Genomic DNA, 20,646 nt, shown 5'->3' with positions numbered 1-20,646 from the left:
ATTGAATTGAAATGAAAGGTTTTCATGTAAAAAAGCATATAAGACTAAGCAAAAGCTAGGCTTGAGTTGAAGGGGTTATGTCCAAGGAATTAATAAAATTGAGTGTTATCATGGGTTAACCAAGGGTAACCCATCAAATAGTCACTAGCCCAGTAGTTCACAATTAGGGGGAAGGCGGCACTGAATAGCGTTGGGGATAATCGCAATACGGAAATGTTTGCCAGAGAGAGGTTCGCCATCGAGATTGAAGGTGATTTCATGTGGCGCGGTGATTTCGAGCCAAGGTAACGTGGTTTCAATGACATTTTTGTTTTTCTCACCGCTGAACACGCTGGCGAGAAATGCGGGTAATAGTTCTTCGGCGATCAATAAACGTAATTGCAGCAGCCCATCATTAATCAGCGCATCAGGGCAGAGAGGTTGCCCACCGCCAGCTTGCCTACCATTACCAATCCCTATCACTAATGCATCCCCAGACCACTCGAAGTCAGGGCCACGGATTTCACAGCTATCGGCTTTGATTGCATCCATACGCATTAACCCATGAATAAAGTAAGACGCGCCGCCGAGAACAGCTTTGAGTTTGTCCGGTGTTTCGGTGGTAATTCGGGTACCAAAGCCACCCGTAGCCATATTGATAAAGTAGTGTTCGTTATTCACTTGCGCTAAATCGATATCAACACTCCGCCCTTTGACGGCTAATTGCATTGCATTGTCTATTTGCAGTGGAATATTGCAGCTCGTGGCAAAATCATTGGCGGTGCCCAGTGGCACGATGCCCAAGCTGGGACGGTGAGCGTCGGGGATGGCCATCAGTGCGGTGGCGACCTCATTTATGGTGCCATCTCCACCACCGGCAATGACTGTATCAACATTGAGCTTGGCGGCCTCGTTAACATAACGCTTTGCGTCTCCCTGTTCCCAAGTAACACGAACATGCAGGGTAATACCTTCCTCACGCAAGTTTTTGACGGCATTGCGAACATCAATATTACCCGATTCTTTACCGTTGAGGATGAGAAGGGCATGTGGTACTGGCGTCATAACTTGCTCCAGATCATTTCTGCAATAAGGATAACAATACCTTATACCTGTTTAATTTACCTATCAGATTATTCAAAGAATAATGGCAAATATAACGAATAGTTAGGCTTAATAAAGATAGGCTTAATTTTTCATGGCGACATTTATTTTGCGGGAATAATTATAATTCTGCGTGGGATAATTCAAATTTTCAGGTTTTTCTTATTATTAGTCACTGCCTTAATAAGAATCATTAATAATAAAGTTTTAATTTAAATCCATTACAATCAATGGGTTAAGATGATAAAAGAAAAGGCCAGCCCAAGGGAGATTGGGCTAGCCAAGGAGGTGGTTCCTAGTCTTGCTTTAAAACTTTTTTAGTTCTTGATTGTACTCGAACTATGCTACCCCAGTGTAATTATAATTGATGTGATCCATTTCTAATATTTGCTAAAAATGCCACCTTTGCGATGGCATTATTTTTTATTGCTTTCCGTTACGCTTTTTCATGGGGATTACGGCTATTTGTCCCGTTCAGATTACGTATCAGTAAGCCATATTCTACATTAATGTCCTCTGGGATCGGTAAATACATGATATGACCATTTCCCGGAGCAATATCGGCGGGTTGGTCTTTTTTATCCAGCATGCTTTCAAGTGTGAACTGAATATTACCGCCCGGTGTCATCAGCTCAACACTATCACCGACTGAGAATTTATTTTTGACTAACACTTCAGCCAAGCCATCACGGCGCACGCCAGTGAACTCGCCGACGAACTGCTGGCGCTCGGATACTGAATAGCCATATTCATAAGTTTGTTGTTCTTCATGTACATGACGGCGCAGGAAACCCTCGGTATAGCCACGGTGAGCCAGACCTTCCAGTGTGGTCAACAGGGTCGGGTCGAAAGGTTTACCGGCAACGGCATCATCGATGGCGCGGCGATACACTTGTGCTGTACGGGCGCAATAATAAAATGATTTAGTCCGCCCCTCAATTTTCAGTGAATGCACACCCAGCTGAGTTAGGCGTTCCACATGCTGAATAGCACGCAGATCTTTGGAGTTCATGATGTAAGTACCATGCTCATCCTCGGATGCCGTCATATATTCACCGGGGCGCTGGGCTTCTTCAATCATAAACACCTTGTCAGTAGGGGCGCCGATGCCTAATGTCGGCTCAACATTTTTTACTGCGATGGGCTGGTGGATATGTACGATATTGCCAATATCATCTTCTTTCCCTTCCTGGACATTGTATTCCCAGCGGCAGGCATTGGTGCACGTTCCCTGATTCGGGTCACGCTTATTGATATAGCCGGAGAGTAGGCAACGGCCAGAGTAGGCCATACACAGTGCGCCGTGGACAAAAATTTCCAATTCCATGTCGGGAACTTGTGCACGGATTTCAGCAATCTCTTCCAGTGATAGCTCACGGGAAAGGATTACGCGCGTCAATCCCATCTGCTGCCAGAATTTGACGGTGGCCCAGTTAACAGCATTGGCTTGCACAGACAGGTGAATATCCATCTGTGGAAAAGCCTCGCGTACCATCATGATTAAGCCGGGATCAGACATAATTAGTGCATCCGGCCCCATATCAATCACCGGTTTTAAATCGCGCAGGAACGTTTTCAGTTTAGAGTTATGGGGGGCGATATTCACTACCACATAAAAGCGTTTGCCAAGTGCATGCGCTTCCTGAATACCTAATGCCAGATTTTCGTGATTGAATTCATTATTTCGCACTCGCAGGCTATAACGTGGCTGACCGGCATAAACCGCATCCGCGCCATAAGCAAAGGCGTAACGCATATTTTTCAGCGTACCGGCAGGCGATAATAATTCTGGTGTAAAAGGCATATTTACTGGTGTAGATGAAGACATAAATAATAGCTCTCAGTCTGAGTTCAAGTCAGAACCACGCCTGAAGGCGTGGCTTAACCCAACGTTATTGGTGCTACCAGTAGGTTGTCAGTAAACGCATCCCGATAAGTAGGCTTTAGGCCAGTGATTCGGGGGCGGGAGTTTCAAACAACCGTGCAACTTCAAGAACGAAGGGGATAAAAGCTGGGGATTGTAACCTTGAGCTTCAGGAAAATCAGCCATCGCACAATCTTTGTAAGGTTTAAATGATCTGGATCAATTTAAGCTATTTTGGGTCGTTTTTTCCCAAAAAAATCACATATCAACCGAGCCAAATATGACTCATGGAATGACAATGGTTGTGTCGACGATACCCATTTTTAATCACGGTGCCTGACATGATGCCGCCGAGCTGACTTTTGCGACTTTACCAGATCACATTTCAATGGGTGAGTTACTGCGTCAATTGAGAAAAGAGATGCTGAATATGTCTTAGGATGAGTTCTCATCGATAGTTAAGATTAGCCGGAGAACACAATCTGATATTAAGGCGGACAAAGAGAGCTAGACATTCTCTGTTCTCAGGCGGGCCTTTCGGCCATTTGATTTGATAATTGGATTGTTACTACGAAACCAACAGATATTAAAAAATACTGGGGAAAGAGTTTTAAACATGCTGATGTGTCTGAGTCCGGAGTCAATGCGCGGTCACATACCCCGCGCATCTACTCTTAGGTAAAAATAGCTCTATCAAATCATTAAAAATTACAGCGTCAGATCTTTAATTGTCGTGGTCGGGCCATTTTTCATTACAGAAGCTATGCCATTTTTGGCAGCGGTTTCGGAACTGTAAGATTCGCTAACACCAATAACCTGATGGTTTTTTGCTTTTAATACGAAATAAGGCTCATTTTTCGTATTGTGCTTCAGCTCATATTGGCTTTCTTGCGGAGAGTTACTTTGCACGGATGATATGCCATTTTCCGCCGAAGCTTTGCTGGCATACATCTCACTGGAGAGAATAATTTCACCATTGCTGGCTTTCAGATTGAAATGGTACTGCCCATTCTTTGCCTTTTTAATCTCATAGTGACCCATGGCCATAGTGATGCTCCTGTTGGTTGTGGTACCTCTAATGAGTGTAGTCAACGGCCCATACTCCACCAACATAATGCAAATTTAGCCGAGATGAAATTACAGTAAACGGCAGATCTCTGCTTCCCAACGATACCCCATGCCATAAACTGCGCGAATAAATGGCTTTTCACCATCAAGAGCTTCTAACTTTCGCCGCAAATTTTTGATATGGCTGTCAATGGTGCGGTCAGTGACCACACGATAGTCGTCATACAGATTATTTAATAATTGTTCACGGCTAAATACGTGACCCGGTTGAGTTGCCAATATTTTCAGTAACCGAAATTCCGCCGGGGTCAGCTCCAGTAGATGCCCCTGATAACTGGCTTGAAAGCGGGATTCGTCGATAATCAGTGCCGCGGCAGCACTGGGCTGCTCTCGCTGCTGTTGGCAGCGGCGCAAGATAGTTTTCACCCGAGCGACCACTTCTCGTGGACTATAGGGTTTACAAATATAGTCGTCGGCACCAATCTCCAGCCCTAGCAACCGATCAATTTCTTCCGTTTTGGCTGTGACCATCATGATGGGGACATCTGAGAATCGGCGAATTTCACGACAAATGCTGATGCCATCGCTACCGGGTAACATTAAATCCAGCAAAATGATGGAGGGCGGTGCTTGGCGTACTGCTCCGGCAACCTCGGCCCCATTGGTCAGCCACTGAGTGCGGTAACCCGCAGCTTGCAGATAGTCGACCAGCAACTGGCCAAGTTTGGGTTCATCTTCAACAATCAATACGTAACCAGACTGGCTGGTAGACTGAAGTGGCTCGTGCATTGCAATGAATTACCCTATGGACGTGAGTAGTGGAAATACTACCGTAATCCGCAAGCCACCCAAAGGTGAATGTTCAGCGCTAATCGTTCCGCCATGAGCCTCGACAATATTGTGACAAATAGCCAGACCTAGCCCAGAACCGCCGCTGGCACGGTTGCGTGAACTTTCGGTGCGATAAAAACGCTCAAAAATGCGCTGTAATTGTTCGTCGCTAAGGCCGGGTTTACTGTCCTGCCAAACCAGTGTGACGGTTTTTTCCTGCAATTGAGCGATTATCTCTAATTGCCCACCTTCGTTGGTATAGCGCAAACTGTTTTCTAGCAAATTGTGAAACAGTTGATTTAGCCGGTCGGGATCACCAAATATAACCGCATGTTCAGGCAGATGAGCGGTGATGACCATATTTTTACTTTGAAAACGGCCACGAAAACTGGCAATAGCAATTTGTAATAGCCGCACGGCATCTAATTGGGTTTTTCGGTAAGCCAAAGCACCGCGATCAGACAGTGATAACTGATGCAAATCATTGACCAGTTTGGTCAAAATACCGACCTCCGCTTGTAGCGACATTAACGATTCCGGTGTTGGCTGGCGCACACCATCCTGCAATGCCTCCAGTTCACCACGTAACACCGCCAGCGGGGTGCGTAATTCATGGGAAACATCCGCCATAAAATCACGCCGCATTTGTTCATTTTTCTCCAGTGAACGGGCAAGCTGGTTAAAATCTTGCGCTAAATGACCCAACTCATCACGGCTGCTGACAGCCACACGGGTACTAAAATCGCCGGCCGCCAGCCGATGGGTGCCCTCGACCAAGCGCTTGACCGGGGCCAACATTCCACGGGATAAAATCCAAGTTACGGCCGCGGCCAGTAGGGTCGACAACCCAACAATAATCCAACTGGTTCGACGCTGTTGTTGGTCAAAGTTAATATCGGCGTTGCGGGTCAGTTTGGCAGGTGGGGTCGACATCACCCAGCCCACAATCTGTTTATTGACCGTTATTGCTCGGCGACTGACTTCTTTAGGGAGTTGACCTGTATGCCCGACCAGCAGATTTTTATGGTTATCAACGACCCAAAATTGGGAGCGCCAGCCGCGTGGCGGCATGTTGCGGCTGCTATCACCGCCTTGGTCAAAGGAACGCATAATCTGATATACAACCTGATCATTATTGCGCAAAAAATCCCAGTTTCCGTAGCGCTGGTATTGCACCTCAAGTGCATCTCCCAGCATATTTATCCGTTGCTCATTACTTTGCTTAATATAATCGATAAAACCGCGCTCGAAGCTGGCTCTAATGCCCCAATGCATGGTGATCAGTACCAACATACAAGTAGCAAATATAGCCATAAACAGTTTTCCGGTGATGCCGATTCTCATGCTTTCCACCTGTTTTATCGGTTGGCCGGCTGGCGGGACAGGTTGCGGTTAGTGCCAGTATCTGGTGGCACTCGGTTAAATATCAGCGCTGGCAAAGCAATAATGATTGCCATACACAAGTAGCTGTAGAGGAACGCACTGTGTGTTGCCGGGGTATTGGTGACGACCTGATTGTGTGCAAAGATCCCGAGTAATATCCCGGCGGTGCTAACCCCTAAACTCATAGACAACTGCATCACCATGGATAACAGGCTATTACCGCTACTGGCGAGGCGGTTTGGTAAATCTTTTAAGGTTAAAGTATTCATCGTGGAGAAGCGCAGCGCATTGAGCATTCCCTGGAAAAATAGCACCACCGGTAACAATAACGTCCACCCCATGAGTGCCACCATCGGTAAACTTAAGCTGACGACCGCGAGCAGCAATGTGGCACTGACCAGTACTTGCCGGTAACCAAAGCGGTTAACCACCCGTACAATAATCCGCTTCATGCCCATACTGCCAATAATCATCGGGATCATCATCAATCCGGCGTGAAAGGGGGTATATCCTAGCCCGATTTGCAGAAAAACGGGCGTCATGAACGGCAACATGCCACTGCCGATGCGGGCGGTCATACTGGCGGTCAAGCCCAGAGCATAAGATTTATTCTTGAATAATCGTAGAGAAAACAGGGCAGAATTATTGCCGCGCGCATGCCACCAGTAGCCCACCAGAGCCACTATCCCACACAACACTAAACCCAGAATTGCCAGTGGTGGTAAGCCCAATCCTTTATGACCATCCAACGCCAGTGTTAGGGTTGCCATACCGATCGCCAGCATAATAAAGCCGCTAATATCGAAGCGTCGGGTACGCATGGTGTAATTTGGCATCAGCAGCAACGTGGCCAGAGCACCGATGATACCTACAGGTAGATTAATCAGGAAAATCCAATGCCAACTGGCGTATTGCACTAAGAATCCCCCCAGTGCCGGGCCGACTAATGGCCCAATTTGGCCGGGTAATGTGACGAAAGCCATTGCTGACATATATTGCTCACGCGGGACGATTTTCATGACCGTCAGGCGGCCAACGGGCACCATCATCGCCCCCCCTATCCCTTGAATTACGCGGGAGGAGATCAACTCATTCAGAGTTTCTGCTTGGGCACACATCAACGAACCGAGGGTAAACAGAATGATGGCCGAAAAGAAAACCCACTTCACGCCGACGCGATCAGCCAACCACCCACTGGCTGGCAGCATCACCGCCACCGTCAATACATAAGAGACAATCACTGATTGCATATGCAGCGGATTTTCACCCAGACTGGCAGCCATTGAGGGCAGGGCGGTGTTGACGATGGTGGTATCCAGCGTTTGCATGAAGAAACCGAAGGCAACTATCCACAATTGCCACCGTATATTCGTCATCTTTCAACCCGCCGATGCATTGGCTGCACTCTTTGGCCACCTTCCTGCACGTTGAAATCTATTGGGTATAGCCTATTCATTATTCCAACCTCATTAACGGCTTCTGACTAAAGCGGCTGCGGAGTCGGTCAAAATAGAGATAGACCACTGGCGTGGTGTACAAGGTCAGTAATTGGCTCATGACCAGCCCACCGACAATCGTTATCCCAAGCGGTTGGCGTAATTCCGCGCCATCGCCACTGCCTAATACCAATGGTAACGCGCCAAACAAGGCGGCTAACGTGGTCATCATAATCGGTCTGAAACGCAATAAACTGGCCTGGAAAATAGCCTCGCGGGCGCTGAGATTGCCATTGCGTTGCGCATCAAGGGCAAAGTCCACCATCATGATGGCGTTCTTTTTCACAATACCAATCAATAACATAATGCCGATAAGTGCGATTAAGCTAAACGGCGCATTGAACAGCTCCAGCGCCAGCAACGCCCCGACTCCTGCAGAGGGCAATGTTGAGAGAATCGTCAGCGGGTGAACGTAGCTCTCATACAAAATCCCCAGCACGATATACACCGTGGCGATCGCTGCCATAATCAGCCATAACTGAGATCTCAAGGTTTCTTGGAATACCTGCGCAGTCCCGCTAAAGGTGCCACGAACACTGGCTGGAACACCCAGTTCGGTCATCGCCCGCTCGACAGCCGCAGTCGCTTCAGACAGGCTGCCACCTTCAGGTAAGTTAAATGAGATGGTCGAAGAGGCGGATAAACCTTGATGGTTTACCGACAATGGGGCGTTGGCAGGCCGCCATTTGGCAAAATAGGACAGCGGAATTGATTGGCCGCTGTTATTAATTACAAACATTTTGTCCAGTGAACTGACATCCTGTGTGTATTGCGGAGCGACTTCCATCACCACCTTATATTGGTTTAACGGCTGATAAATGGTGGAGATTTGCCGCTGACCAAAGGCGTTATTGAGTAGGGCATTGGCGTCGGAAACATCAATGCCCAGCCGTGCCATAGTTTCTCGATCATAAGTCAGTGCCACTTCCGAGCCTTTATCTTGCTGATCGGAGTTAACATCTGCCAGTTCGGGTAATTTGGCCAATGCCGCCCGAACTTTCGGCTCCCATTCCCGTAATGCGGCTAGATCGTCTGCCAGTAACGTAAATTGATAGCTGGCATTAGCTTGACGGCCACCGACCCGAATATCTTGTACCGGTGCCAGAAAGAGGCTTGCCCCCGGTTCTTTCGACAATTTGCCACGTAAGCGGGTGATAATCTGCTGTGCGCTTTCATGACGTTCACTCAATGGTTTAAGGGAAATAAACATCGAGCCGCTATTGGTGCGAGACCCTCCCGTAAAACCGGTGACATTGTCGACTGCCGGATCATCACTGACAATCTTCATAAAATCTTTCAGTTTTTGCTGCATTGCTTGGAAAGAGATACTTTGGTCAGCTTGGATAAAACCCATCATGCGGCCGGTATCTTGCTCGGGGAAAAAGGTTTTCGGAATACTGATGTACAGCCAGACATTCAGAGCAATAGTAGAGAGCAGCACAACCATTACCCAGCGTGTATGACCCAACACCCAATTGAGGGAGCGACCATAACCTTGCTGAATACTCAGCAGCACCTTACCAAAACCGCGAATACGCTGCTGCTGGCCCGCGGGCTGGGCGCGTAGCAAGTGGGCGCACATCATGGGGGTGAGCGTTAGGGAAATCACCAGTGAAATGCCAATGGCCACCGAGAGTGTGACGGCAAATTCGCGGAATAAGCGGCCCGGCAACCCTTCCATCAAGAGCAGCGGAATAAAGACCGCCACGAGTGAAATACTCATGGAGAGCACGGTAAAACCGACTTCACGTACCCCCTTTAGTGCGGCAACCATCGGTTTAACCCCCGCCTCCAGATGGCGAGAAATATTTTCCAGTACCACGATGGCATCGTCGACGACGAAACCCGTGGCAATGGTCAGCGCCATTAGCGATAGGTTATTGAGACTAAAACCGCACAGATACATGGCGGTGAACGTCCCAATGAGTGAAACCGGCACGGCGACAGCAGGGATCAGTGTGGCTCGGCCTGATCTTAGGAACAGGAACACGACCAGAATCACCAATGCTACGGCGATCACCAGTGATTGCTCTACTTCATCTAGCGATGCTCGAATTGTTGGGGATCGATCTTGGGCGATGCTCAATTGAATCGAGGCGGGGATCGAGGCTCGCAACGCAGGAAGTTCTGCCCGAATACGATCGACGGTCGCAATGATGTTCGCTCCCGGCTCACGACTGATCACTAACAGTACAGCGGGCTTTCCATCCGACATCCCGGCATTGCGCACATCTTGTACCGAGTCGACAACATTCGCGACATCCTGCAACCGAACCGCCGCGCCATTGTTGTAGTTAATCACCAGTGGGCGGTAGCCCTCGGCTGTTTTGATCTCATCATTGGCTTGAACTTGCCAATGCTGTTGGTTGTCGTCGATGGAGCCTTGCGGACGACGAACGTTGGCGGAACTGATTGCCTGACGGACGGCATCCAGAGATACCCCTTGATTGAACAGCGCACTGGGATTGAGTTCAACACGCACCGCAGGTAAAGAACTCCCGCCGACGCTAACATCACTGACCCCCTCGGTCTGGGCGATTTTTTGCGCCAGTTTGGTGGAGGCAAAGTCATACAATTGCCCTTGAGTGAAAGTATCTGAGGTCAGCGTCATTATCATGATTGGCGCATCAGAGGGGTTCATCTTGCGATAAGTCGGGCGGTTTGGCATCCCTGATGGCAGCAAACTTTGGGCAGCATTCAGTGCCGCCTGCACATCACGCGCAGCGCCGTTAATATCGCGATTAAGGTCAAATTGTAAAATGATCCGCGTGCTGCCCAGTGAACTGGTCGAGGTCATTTCATTGACCCCAGCAATTCTTCCCAATGCACGTTCCAGCGGCGTGGCAATGGAGGACGCCATGGTTTCTGGGTCTGCGCCGGGCATCGAGGCACTCACCATTATCACCGGATAATCCACCTGCGGCAGCGGCGATACCGGCAACAAACTAAAACCGATAATCCCGCTGAGGGTGATGGCCAGTGTGAGCAAAATGGTCGCTACCGGGCGCTGGATGAATAGGGCAAAGAATTTCACTGTGGATCCCGTCCATGAGGTAACTCAGATTGCGGGCAGGATAAATCAATGTCCTCATTATGTAGGCCACCTTTACCATGGGTGTTGCGCGCCATCCTATCGAACAGCAGATAAATGACCGGCGTGGTAAACAAAGTCAGTACCTGGCTGACTATCAACCCGCCGACCATACACACCCCCAGCGGTTGGCGGAGTTCAGCCCCAGCACCGGTACTGAGCATCAAGGGCAAGGCACCAAACAGGGCGGCTAATGTGGTCATCAGAATTGGGCGGAAACGCAGCAAACAGGCTTGATAAATAGCATCATAGGCAGACATGCCCTGATCTCGCTCGGCAGCCAGCGCAAAGTCGATCATCATGATGGCATTCTTCTTCACGATACCGATCAGCAAAATAATCCCAATGATGGCAATCACGTCCAGTTCATTGCCGGTGAGCATCAGCGCCAACAATGCCCCGACACCTGCCGTCGGCAGAGTCGACAAAATAGTGACCGGATGAATGAAGCTCTCATACAGCACGCCGAGCACGATATACATTGCCACAATAGCGGCGATAATTAGCCACAATGTTCCGCCCAACGCTGCCTGAAACGCCAGCGTGGAGCCTTGGAAGCGAGTCATAATATCTGCGGGTAACTGGATAGCTTTTTCAGCTTGCGTCACTGCTTCAACAGCCTCACCCAGAGAATATCCCTGCGCCACATTAAACGAGATAGTGGCTGACGGGAACTGATTCAAATGGTTGATAGATAGTGGCCCGAAGCGTTCTTCAATGGTCGCAATACTGCTCAGTGGCACCCCTTTGCCATCACTACCAGTGAGGCGGATATCATTGAATGCAGCCAGACCCGGCGTGGCTTGCACATCATGCTCCAGCACCACCCGATACTGATTGGCTTGGGTATAAATGGTAGAAATCAAGCGTTGACCAAACGCGTTATACAGCGCGCTGTCGATGGCGGCCATAGTGATCCCCAAACGGCTGGCACTGTCGCGATCGACATTCACAAACGCCACTAACCCTTGATCCTGCCAATCACTAGTGACTTCTTGGAAAGGTGCTTGCTGCTGTAACTCATTGACCAATTTAGGCACCCAAGTACTCAACTCTTCCAGCGATGTGGCCTGTAGCGTGAACTGATATTGCGTTCTGCTCAGTTGGGTATCAATGGTCAAATCTTGCACTGGTTGTAAATAAAGTTTAACGCCCGGTACGCCAGCGACACTCTCTTGTAAGCGGGTGATGACCTCTGGAATGCGGTCATCACGGCTTTTGAGGGGTTTAAGGTTAATTTGCAACCGACCATTGTTGAGTGTGGCGTTGGTCCCATCAACCCCGACAAATGAGGTCAGGCTTTCAACCGCCGGATCTTTTAGAATAATCGCGGCCACTTGCTGCTGACGCTCTGCCATATTGCTGAACGAAACAGACTGCGGCGCTTCCAGTACACCTTGAATTAATCCGTTGTCCTGTAATGGGAAAAAGCCTTTGGGGATCAGCAAGTAAAGGAGCACCGTCAGCACCAGCGTACTGAGTGCCACGCTCAAGGTGATCCATTGATGGTTAAGGACTTTTTTTAGCGCCACGGCATAGTGGGCGATGACCCAATCAAAGAATTTTTCACTAGCGCGGGACAGGCGATTTTGTTTACGCAATGACTCATAACTCAGCATTCGTGCGCACATCATCGGTGTTAACGTCAAAGAGACAACGGCTGAAATCAGAATGGCTATCGCCAGTGTGACGGCAAATTCGCGGAACAAACGACCCACGATATCGCCCATAAACAGCAGCGGAATCAATACTGCAATCAATGAGAAGGTCAGTGAAATAATGGTAAAACCAATCTCACCGGCCCCTTTTAGTGCTGCATCCAGTGGCTTTTCGCCTTTCTCGATATAGCGGGAGATATTTTCAATCACCACAATAGCATCGTCGACCACAAAACCGGTGGCGATGGTCAGAGCCATGAGCGTCAAGTTGTTGACCGAAAACCCCAGAAAATACATGGCAGCGAACGTGCCAATTAATGACAGCGGTACGGCAATACTGGGGATAATCGTAGCGGCGGCATTGCGCAGAAACAGATAGATAACCATGACCACCAGTGCTATCGCCAGCAACAACTCAAACTGTACATCACTGACAGACGCGCGGATGGTGGTTGTACGGTCAGTCAGAACTTTGACATCAACGGATTTGGGCAGACTTTTGATAAGATCTGGCAGCATCTCGCGGATACTGTCGGCAGTCTCAATGACGTTTACCCCAGGCTGACGCTGGATATTCAGCACGATGGCCTGCTGGGTGTTGGCCCACGCCGCCAGCTTATTATTCTCCGCACCTTGCTCAATGGTAGCGACATCCTGCAAACGGATTGGTGCGCCATTTTGATAGGCGATAATCAGGTCACGGTAATCCTCGGCGGATTTCATCTGATCATTAGCAGACAGTGTTACTGAACGAGTTGGTCCATCCAGACTCCCTTTCGCTGAATTGACGTTGGCATTGCTAATGGCGGTACGAATGGTTTCACTGTCCAGCCCCAATGCAGCCACTGCTGGCGCATTGAGTTTTACTCGAACAGCAGGGCGCTGACCGCCAGAAATCGTGACCAGACCGACCCCAGTGACTTGCGAGATCTTCTGCGCAATACGAGTTTCAACCATGTCTTCCACTTGTGTCATTGGGATAGCCGTGGAGGTGACCGCCAATGTCAGAATCGGTGGATCAGCAGGGTTTACTTTGCTGTAAATTGGTGGATAAGGCAGGTCATTGGGTAATAGATTTGTGGCGGAGTTAATCGCCGCCTGTACCTCTTGCTCCGCCACATCCAGTGGCAGAGTTAATTGAAATTGTAGGGTAATGACTGATGCACCGCCTGAGCTTTGCGATGCCATCTGTTTGAGGCCAGACATCTGGCCAAACTGGCGTTCCAATGGCGCAGTAATGGAGGATGTCACGACATCCGGGCTAGCTCCGGGGTAGAGTGTCACGACCTGAATCGTCGGGTAATCCACTTCGGGCAGGGCCGATACCGGCAACGCACGGTAACCGATAATTCCTGCCAGCAGAATGGCAACCATAAATAACGTTGTGGCAACCGGGCGTAAGATAAACAGCCGTGATGGCCCGCCACCGGGTGTTGGAGGCATCACTTGCATTAGGATTTCTCCGCAGCAGGTTGAGCGCTAGTCGCTGCATCCGTTGCCGGTTTTCTGCCGCCCCGTGTGTGTGCCGCTTTCTCTGTGGTACTCGATTTTCCTGCCGCATCGGTTTGAGTGGCATCTGCGGAACGTGGAGTGACCACCTCAACTTGCAAACCTTCGGTCAGGCGATCAATCCCATCGGTAACCACACGCTGACCAGCATCCAGCCCGGCGCTTATCACCACTTGTTGACTGTCTTGGATCCCGGTAGTCACCAGATGCTTGCTGACTTTATTTTCGTCATTTAATACCCAGACAAAGCTTCCTTCGTTGCCCATTTGTACTGCAGCGGTAGGAACTACCACGGCATTTTGCAGTAAATCTACTTTGATTCGGGCATTAACAAACTGATTGGGGAACAGCACGTCATCTTCATTGGCAAAGCGAGCTTTCAGTTTAATGGTACCGGTAGCAGTATCTATTTGGTTATCAATACTGAGCAAGTGGCCTTGGGCTAGCATCTGCTTATTGGTGCGATCCCAAGCTTCAACCGGCACTGTCGTTTTGTTTTTTTCTGCATTTTTCTGTGCTTGCATGATTGCCGGGATGTCACTTTCGGGCAAGGTAAAGACCACATCAACCGGGTGTGTTTGAGTAATCACGACAATCGGCGTGGCAGTACCACTGGTAATATAATTACCCACATCCACTTGTTTTAGCCCGACTTTCCCGGAGATAGGTGCAGTAATGCGGCTATACGTCAATTGCAGCTTGGCGCTGTCAATCGCCCCCTGATCCGCTTTCACACTTCCTTCGCTCTGGCGCACCAATGAGGCTTGGGTATCCAGATCTTGTTGTGAAATAAGGCCTGTTTTGGCCAGTTTCTGATAGCGGGCCAAGTCACGTCGTGCATTGTCCAGCGTCGCTTGATCTTTGGCGAGCTGCCCTTGAGCTTGGGTTAATTGCACTTCATACGGGCGCGGGTCAATTTCCACCAGTAAGTCACCGGCATTGACTTGTTGCCCTTCGATAAAGTGGATAGCCATCAACTGACCATCAACTCGGCTGGTCACTGTCACCGTATTGGCGGCAATCACAGTCCCTAAACCTGTGAGGTAGCGGGGTACGGCTTGCTCGGTTGCTGTTGCTGCTTGCACTGGAGACATTGGCATATTGCGGCGGCCACCGGCGCGTGCAGGGCTGCTGCTGCCAGCCGCTTGTCGTGCTCCCGGGGCTTGGGTTTCAGGTGTGGTACTGAAGTGACGCCAGACAAACACCGCAACAATAATCACCACCACTATTCCCAACAACGTCAGTAACCGGGAAGTGCGTTTGGATTGAGCTTTCATTATGTTGAAGTGTCCCTTTTGATGTTCTGATTATCTGCACATAGAGGTGCAATAAGTGAGTTTTTGGATATGTTACTAGTTTAGCGGTAATGCGCTGGAACAAAATGGAGGAAATATGAAAATATTGTCAGGGTTTGTGGGGGGAAAGTTTTTAATTTTAGGGGATTAGAGGGGGAAGGGCGCTGGTTTGGGTGTTGATCTTAAGCACAATCAGGAATATTGCCGACAAGGATGGAGGCGAAAAGCACACTCGGGCAAGGATGCCCCGTTGCGCTGGCTCGTGAAGCCCGAAAGACACAGTAGGTTTACCCGTAGGGCAATATTTCGCACAAGGCGCGGGAGTTGGGCCGCCGCCTTGCGGCCCAACTCAGTTGAGGCGACGGAGAACAGGAGATCATTGAATGAAGATCAACCGAAACCCGATCCAATACTCAACATCCGAACCGGATCACCTGAACCAATATCAACTTCTAGCGAAAAAGCGTCTGTGCCCAGCGCGCCAACCCTGCCGTCACGGAACCAAAATCATTTCCCCCCACTAATGGGATACCCGGCAGTTGTTGTTGCAAAGCTGCCCGCAGTAATGGGGAACGTGCGCTACCGCCGGTCAGATAAATCACATCGGGCTTGATATGGCTGGTTGCCAATGCCTGACTGACTTGCTCTTGAATGCGTTGCAAGGGCTGAGAGATAGCCTCGGCCAGTTGTTGTTGACTGACTGTCTGACCCAATTCTGGCTGGACGAAATCCAGTGCAGCGGCGACGTGCTCTTGTTCAGACAACGCAATTTTGCTCTCTTCTGCGGTACGAACCAAGCGATAACTCAGGCGTTGCTGATACACTTTTAGCAAGCGTTCAACTTGATGTGGATTTGCAGCATCACGAATCAAATCACGCAGGAAACGGCCATTGACGGTGCTGTAGAAGTCGCTTTGTGCCGGGACATCGTTAGTGGCAACAGCATTCCAGTAAGGCAGTGATGGCAGGGCAATCCCTTTTTCAGTCTCGCCGCCCATGCCAAACAGTGGCATCAGTTGTTTAAAAGCCAACATGATATCCAGATCGTTCCCGCCAACGCGACAACCGCTGTGGCCTAATAGGCTTTGTTGACGGTCTGCCAGTCCCTGCCATTTAGGCCCCATCAAGAGCACTGAACAGTCTGTTGTCCCGCCGCCGATATCCACCACTAGCACGGTTTTCTCTTCAGTTAATGTCGCCTCAAAATCCAACCCCGCCGCGACAGGCTCGAACTGAAAAGCAATATCACGAAAACCGGCACGTTGTGCGGCCCGTAATAAAATCCCTTCGGCTTGCTGGTTTGCTTCTTCACCACCGGAACCTTGAAAGTTAACCGGACGACCAATAACAGTCTGGCTGATGTCTGATGCCAACACGGTTTCTGCCTGACGTTTAATATGAAACATCATGGCGCAGACCAAATCTTCAAATAGTGCCAATTGTTGAGGCTTCAAACCATTGGCACCCAAGAAAGATTTAGGCGACTTAACAAAGTAAACGTCTTCGGGGTCTTCGATATATTGGGCCAGCGCGGATAGACCGAACGTCAGGCTATCGGCAGCAACAGGAATATCTTCTTCGCGATTAAACGCCATGGCCCGGCGTAAGAGTTGCTGGTTTTCGTCACTGCCTGTTGGCACTTGCCAGTGACGATGCAGGCACTCACTTACCGCTTCTCGGGTAGGCGCGCACAACATGGATGGCAAATAGACGTCATTATTTTCCAGCGTCAGCAATTCGGGAGCACCTTCCCGCATCACGGCAACCGAGCAGTTGGCTGTGCCGTAGTCAAATCCGATGAACATAATTGCCCCCCAGGCCAAATAAAAGGGGCCGACTTTACCCTAGAGTGAGCAGCGGAGCAATCGTCTCGGATTACTTGATAGCGAAATAGCCATTATTCAGCACATCGGATAACGGTTGTGTGCGGCCAATGGTTTCGCCGTCAGCTAAATCGACCCCAATTGTGATCAATTTATTGAGAGTGGGGGCTAAATCTGCAGGGCCTGCTAGTGTGGCGATATTGGCCCGTTGTGCTGTACCGTTGATAATGGACACCAGAACTTCGTCCATTTGATTGATATGGATATGGGCAATTAATTCACTGTTAAATTTGAGATAATCAATATGGTGTTCCGCCAATAACTCAAAATCATTCAGATTATGACCAAACTCTTTAATGATTAGCTTGCAACCTAATTGCTGTAATTTGGCAAGAAAATTCCCAATTGCAAATGGATATTGCAGCAAGGTGGACTCATCAACCATCCAGTGCAAACTTTGTGCGGGTAGCACCGTGTTCTGTACTAAGGTCAGGAGTGATTGGCGGAAGTCTTCTTTGAGCAACGCCACCTCCGATAGCGGAATTGCCAGCGCCAACCCTTTGTGACTAATGGCCTCGGCGTGTCCCACTAACAATTTTTCGCACACCCAGCCGTCGACGTTCCCCTGCAAGTGATACAGCAGCGCAGCTTCTTCAAATGCCGATTGACTGACAATCATGCTTTGTGGTTGATAAACTTCGTAACTGACTTGATAAAAACACACTGAGAGTGGTGTTTTGGGGGGGGCGGCAGGAGTCACCTGTAGCCGCAGTTGGTCATGATTGAGAATACTTTCAACATCGTCTCTACTGAGCAGCTCGTGCTGGCGAGCCAGTAGCTGCTTTTGCCGTGGCTGATAGAGATAAACCTGCCCACGACCACTGTGCTTGGCGGTATAACAGGCAATATCAGCCTGCGCCATGATTTCACTGCGCTGGCTGTTGTTGCTGCTAATTTGAGTCACGCCAGCACTGGCACCAATGCGATACAGCTTCTCTTCCCAGTAAAAATGATAGCCGTTGATCAACGTGACCAGATTTTGGGTAATGGCTTTGGCGTGAGGCAGGGTGCAATTAAGCATCAGTAAGCCAAATTCATCGCCACCAAGGCGCGCAACGCAATCACTGTTGCGCAAATGCTGACGCATCAACTGGCTGAGTTCTTTGAGTAGCGCGTCACCTGCCGGGTGCCCTGCTGTATCATTAACGGCTTTAAAATAGTCCAAATCCAGGAAGGCCAATGCGTGTTGCTGGTTTTGGTCGATGCTTTGTTGGATTGCCATCTTCAATTTATTTTCAAAATTGGCACGATTGGGCAGGCCGGTCAGATTATCGTGTGACGCGCTATGGCTGAGTTTGCGCATCATGGCACGAGATTCCCCAACATCTTGGAAAACTAAAACGGCCCCTACGGCGGCTCCTTCCAGTGTTTTTAACGGCGCGACCGACTCTTGGATGTCATAGTACTGCCCATCACGGTGATGCAGTACCATTGACTCATTCAGTGAAGAGTAGGGGCGGTGGGTAAGGCAATGCTCTATCGGGTTATCAATTTCCGGGCCATCGACTCCATTAGTGAGCTTGACGATTTGGTTGATGGGCTGGCCTAGCGCGATGGTATTTGCCCAGCCGGTCATTTTCTCGGCCACCGGGTTCATAAAGGTAATTCTCATTTCCTGATCAGTACAGACCACGGCCTCGCCGATGGAATCGAGTGTAATATGTAGGCGCTCTTTCTCTTCGTGCAGGGCTTCTGTCAGATTCCTGATTTCGGTCATATCCAGCGTGGTGCCAATCAGGCGCAGAATATTGCCATTTTTATCGCACACCATATTGGCCTGATTGCGCAGGTGGACTATTTCACCGTTCGGCAGCAGTAATCTAAATTCCAAGCGGTAGGGCTTGCGCTGTTTAAGTGCGGCACTGTATTCATTGATGACATAGTCGATATCTTCAGGGTGAATATATTGTTTCCAGACATCATCAGTAACTGGGGTATTTAGCGGGACATGGTAGAGTTCATACATCCGCTTATCCCAACTGATCACTTGTGTTCTGAGATCCAATTCCCAGATACCAATTCCACCCGCCTCATTGGCCAGAGTGATGCGCTCCATCAAGCGCCGATTAATAATTTCGGTCTTTTTCAGATCATTAATATCTTCGACTTGCGAGATGTAATAGAGCGGTTGTTGTTCATGATCCCGTACCACACTGACCACGAGCAATGTCCAAACAATCTCGCCATCGCTGCGGACGTAGCGTTTCTCCATCGAATAGCTGGGGATGCGACCATAATACAAATCATCGAGTAATTTCAGGTCGGCGGAAAGATCATCGGGGTGGGTAATTTGCTGGAAGGTCAGGGTGAGCAAGGTATCCTGATTGTAGCCGAGCAACTTACACAGAGCCTGATTAACCTGCATCCATTTACCTTCCGGTGAAACCAGCGCCATGCCAATGGCGGAGTACTCCATGGCATTACGAAAACGGTTTTCACTCTCAACAATATGCTCTTTTTCCATCCGAAATGAGTGCATCACCATTGCCATTGCGTGAGGCGGGATCAATACCATCAACAGTGGAATAAAGGAAAATGCCTGAACCGACATTTTGGGGTCGGGCGGGAGTGTAAATAGGTTGAAATTGATCATTAGCGCAATGAGCAATGTGGACAGAAAACAGAGGATAAATGTCTCAAATCGCGGTAATCGGATGGAAACCCATATCAACGCCATGATGACGAAAGTGAAAGGAAAAGGAAAATAAATCAATCCGATATAGCAAGCCGCTAGCGACAATATCATCATCCACATCATATCGAACAGGGCTTTGGTTTTAGTGGCAATATTGAAGTAACCACGGCGGTAAAGTAGCCCGACTGGCCCTAAAGCCAGCATGCCGATGGCCTCTGACATAAACCATACCGTCAAGACGTGCATAAAATACCCGTTTTGGGGCGACAAGTACCATGCTGCGGCCAATCCACTCAATAGAGGGACAATAACCACAGTACAAATTGAGAACTTGAGCCAACTAAACAGATTATTAAGCGGATCTTTGGGTTGCAGGAATTTGCGCAGCAACCAAGCCCCAGTTGCCGACTCTGCAAGATTGATGATGGTTAATGGCAACGGGAACCAACTGATACCATATAAAATAAAATTGGCAGCGACGATACATATCCCTGCCGTCAATAACTGCAACGACCAATAGCGTGTCGGATGGTGGAATAAAGCCACCATCAATACTGCGGTAGGGAACCACAGTGGAGCCAAATTTTCAGACTGCTCAGAGAGTTGGATACAAAAAAGTGCGAGCAAAAACACCACTATACTGATGATAGTAATGTGTATAAGAGTATTATTATCAGGTGCCGGTTTTTCAGCTGCGCTGAGATCCATATACCGCCTTATTTTGCCCGAGAATAGGAAAAACCCTCGTATAACAATACGTCATATTTAAAATACGGTCATATTCAGCAGTTTAGTATAGATGAATACGAACAAGTGATATTCACATCACTCAATGCTCAATTAATTATTT

General features: G+C 49.1%; 11 protein-coding genes. All 11 read right to left on the bottom strand.

Annotated elements, in window-relative coordinates; genetic code table 11:
• Positions 1 to 144: 144 nt before the first annotated feature.
• Positions 145 to 1,044 carry a lipid kinase YegS gene (gene yegS, locus HUZ92_RS12545; protein ID WP_050101399.1) on the bottom strand — a complete coding sequence of 300 codons (900 nt, stop codon included), beginning with the start codon at positions 1,042 to 1,044 and terminating at the stop codon, positions 145 to 147.
• Between the two features lie 475 nt (positions 1,045 to 1,519).
• Positions 1,520 to 2,887, bottom strand: a complete 1,368-nt coding sequence (gene trhP, locus HUZ92_RS12540) for a prephenate-dependent tRNA uridine(34) hydroxylase TrhP (RefSeq protein WP_174846832.1) — start codon at positions 2,885 to 2,887, stop codon at positions 1,520 to 1,522.
• Between the two features lie 768 nt (positions 2,888 to 3,655).
• Positions 3,656 to 3,994: a YegP family protein gene (locus HUZ92_RS12535; RefSeq protein WP_050101400.1), complete on the bottom strand. Its 339-nt coding sequence runs from the start codon at positions 3,992 to 3,994 to the stop codon at positions 3,656 to 3,658.
• Positions 3,995 to 4,084: 90 nt separating this feature from the next.
• On the bottom strand, positions 4,085 to 4,804 hold the full coding sequence (gene baeR, locus HUZ92_RS12530) for an envelope stress response regulator BaeR (protein ID WP_050101401.1): 720 nt from the start codon (positions 4,802 to 4,804) through the stop codon (positions 4,085 to 4,087).
• Positions 4,805 to 4,813: 9 nt separating this feature from the next.
• Positions 4,814 to 6,190, bottom strand: coding sequence for an envelope stress sensor histidine kinase BaeS (gene baeS / locus HUZ92_RS12525; protein WP_050101402.1), 1,377 nt, complete (start codon positions 6,188 to 6,190; stop codon positions 4,814 to 4,816).
• Between the two features lie 14 nt (positions 6,191 to 6,204).
• Positions 6,205 to 7,605, bottom strand: a complete 1,401-nt coding sequence (mdtD, locus tag HUZ92_RS12520; protein ID WP_050101403.1) for an MFS transporter — start codon at positions 7,603 to 7,605, stop codon at positions 6,205 to 6,207.
• 79 nt (positions 7,606 to 7,684) lie between these two features.
• On the bottom strand, positions 7,685 to 10,759 hold the full coding sequence (mdtC, locus tag HUZ92_RS12515) for a multidrug efflux RND transporter permease subunit MdtC (RefSeq protein WP_050101404.1): 3,075 nt from the start codon (positions 10,757 to 10,759) through the stop codon (positions 7,685 to 7,687).
• On the bottom strand, positions 10,756 to 13,926 hold the full coding sequence (locus HUZ92_RS12510) for an MdtB/MuxB family multidrug efflux RND transporter permease subunit (protein ID WP_050101405.1): 3,171 nt from the start codon (positions 13,924 to 13,926) through the stop codon (positions 10,756 to 10,758). Before HUZ92_RS12510 ends, mdtC begins: the two co-directional genes overlap by 4 nt.
• The gene (locus HUZ92_RS12505; RefSeq protein WP_145579812.1) at positions 13,926 to 15,260 is read right to left on the bottom strand and encodes an MdtA/MuxA family multidrug efflux RND transporter periplasmic adaptor subunit; all 1,335 of its coding nucleotides are present in this window, start codon (positions 15,258 to 15,260) and stop codon (positions 13,926 to 13,928) included. The genes HUZ92_RS12510 and HUZ92_RS12505 overlap by 1 nt, the downstream gene beginning before the upstream one ends.
• 470 nt (positions 15,261 to 15,730) lie before the next feature.
• A complete protein-coding gene (yegD, locus tag HUZ92_RS12500) occupies positions 15,731 to 17,083 on the bottom strand; it encodes a molecular chaperone (RefSeq protein ID WP_145579811.1) in 1,353 nt (450 codons plus the stop codon).
• A gap of 70 nt (positions 17,084 to 17,153) precedes the next feature.
• Complete coding sequence (locus tag HUZ92_RS12495; RefSeq protein ID WP_145579810.1) at positions 17,154 to 20,504, bottom strand: diguanylate cyclase; 3,351 nt, start codon at positions 20,502 to 20,504, stop codon at positions 17,154 to 17,156.
• Between the last annotated feature and the right edge of the window lie 142 nt (positions 20,505 to 20,646).

The sequence above is a fragment of the Yersinia vastinensis genome (assembly GCF_902726565.1).
Lineage (GTDB): Bacteria > Pseudomonadota > Gammaproteobacteria > Enterobacterales > Enterobacteriaceae > Yersinia > Yersinia vastinensis.
This window is presented reverse-complemented; position numbering and strand designations above follow the sequence as displayed.

Bases quoted from the DNA above. Each gene is read 5' to 3' on its own strand.
- trhP (WP_174846832.1), bottom strand. From the start codon at position 2,887: ATGCCTTTTACACCAGAATTATTATCGCCTGCCGGTACGCTGAAAAAT.
- mdtD (WP_050101403.1), bottom strand. From the start codon at position 7,605: ATGACGAATATACGGTGGCAATTGTGGATAGTTGCCTTCGGTTTCTTC.
- yegD (WP_145579811.1), bottom strand. From the start codon at position 17,083: ATGTTCATCGGATTTGACTACGGCACAGCCAACTGCTCGGTTGCCGTG.
- baeR (WP_050101401.1), bottom strand. From the start codon at position 4,804: ATGCACGAGCCACTTCAGTCTACCAGCCAGTCTGGTTACGTATTGATT.
- HUZ92_RS12505 (WP_145579812.1), bottom strand. From the start codon at position 15,260: ATGAAAGCTCAATCCAAACGCACTTCCCGGTTACTGACGTTGTTGGGA.
- baeS (WP_050101402.1), bottom strand. From the start codon at position 6,190: ATGAGAATCGGCATCACCGGAAAACTGTTTATGGCTATATTTGCTACT.
- HUZ92_RS12510 (WP_050101405.1), bottom strand. From the start codon at position 13,926: ATGCAAGTGATGCCTCCAACACCCGGTGGCGGGCCATCACGGCTGTTT.
- yegS (WP_050101399.1), bottom strand. From the start codon at position 1,044: ATGACGCCAGTACCACATGCCCTTCTCATCCTCAACGGTAAAGAATCG.
- HUZ92_RS12495 (WP_145579810.1), bottom strand. From the start codon at position 20,504: ATGGATCTCAGCGCAGCTGAAAAACCGGCACCTGATAATAATACTCTT.
- HUZ92_RS12535 (WP_050101400.1), bottom strand. From the start codon at position 3,994: ATGGCCATGGGTCACTATGAGATTAAAAAGGCAAAGAATGGGCAGTAC.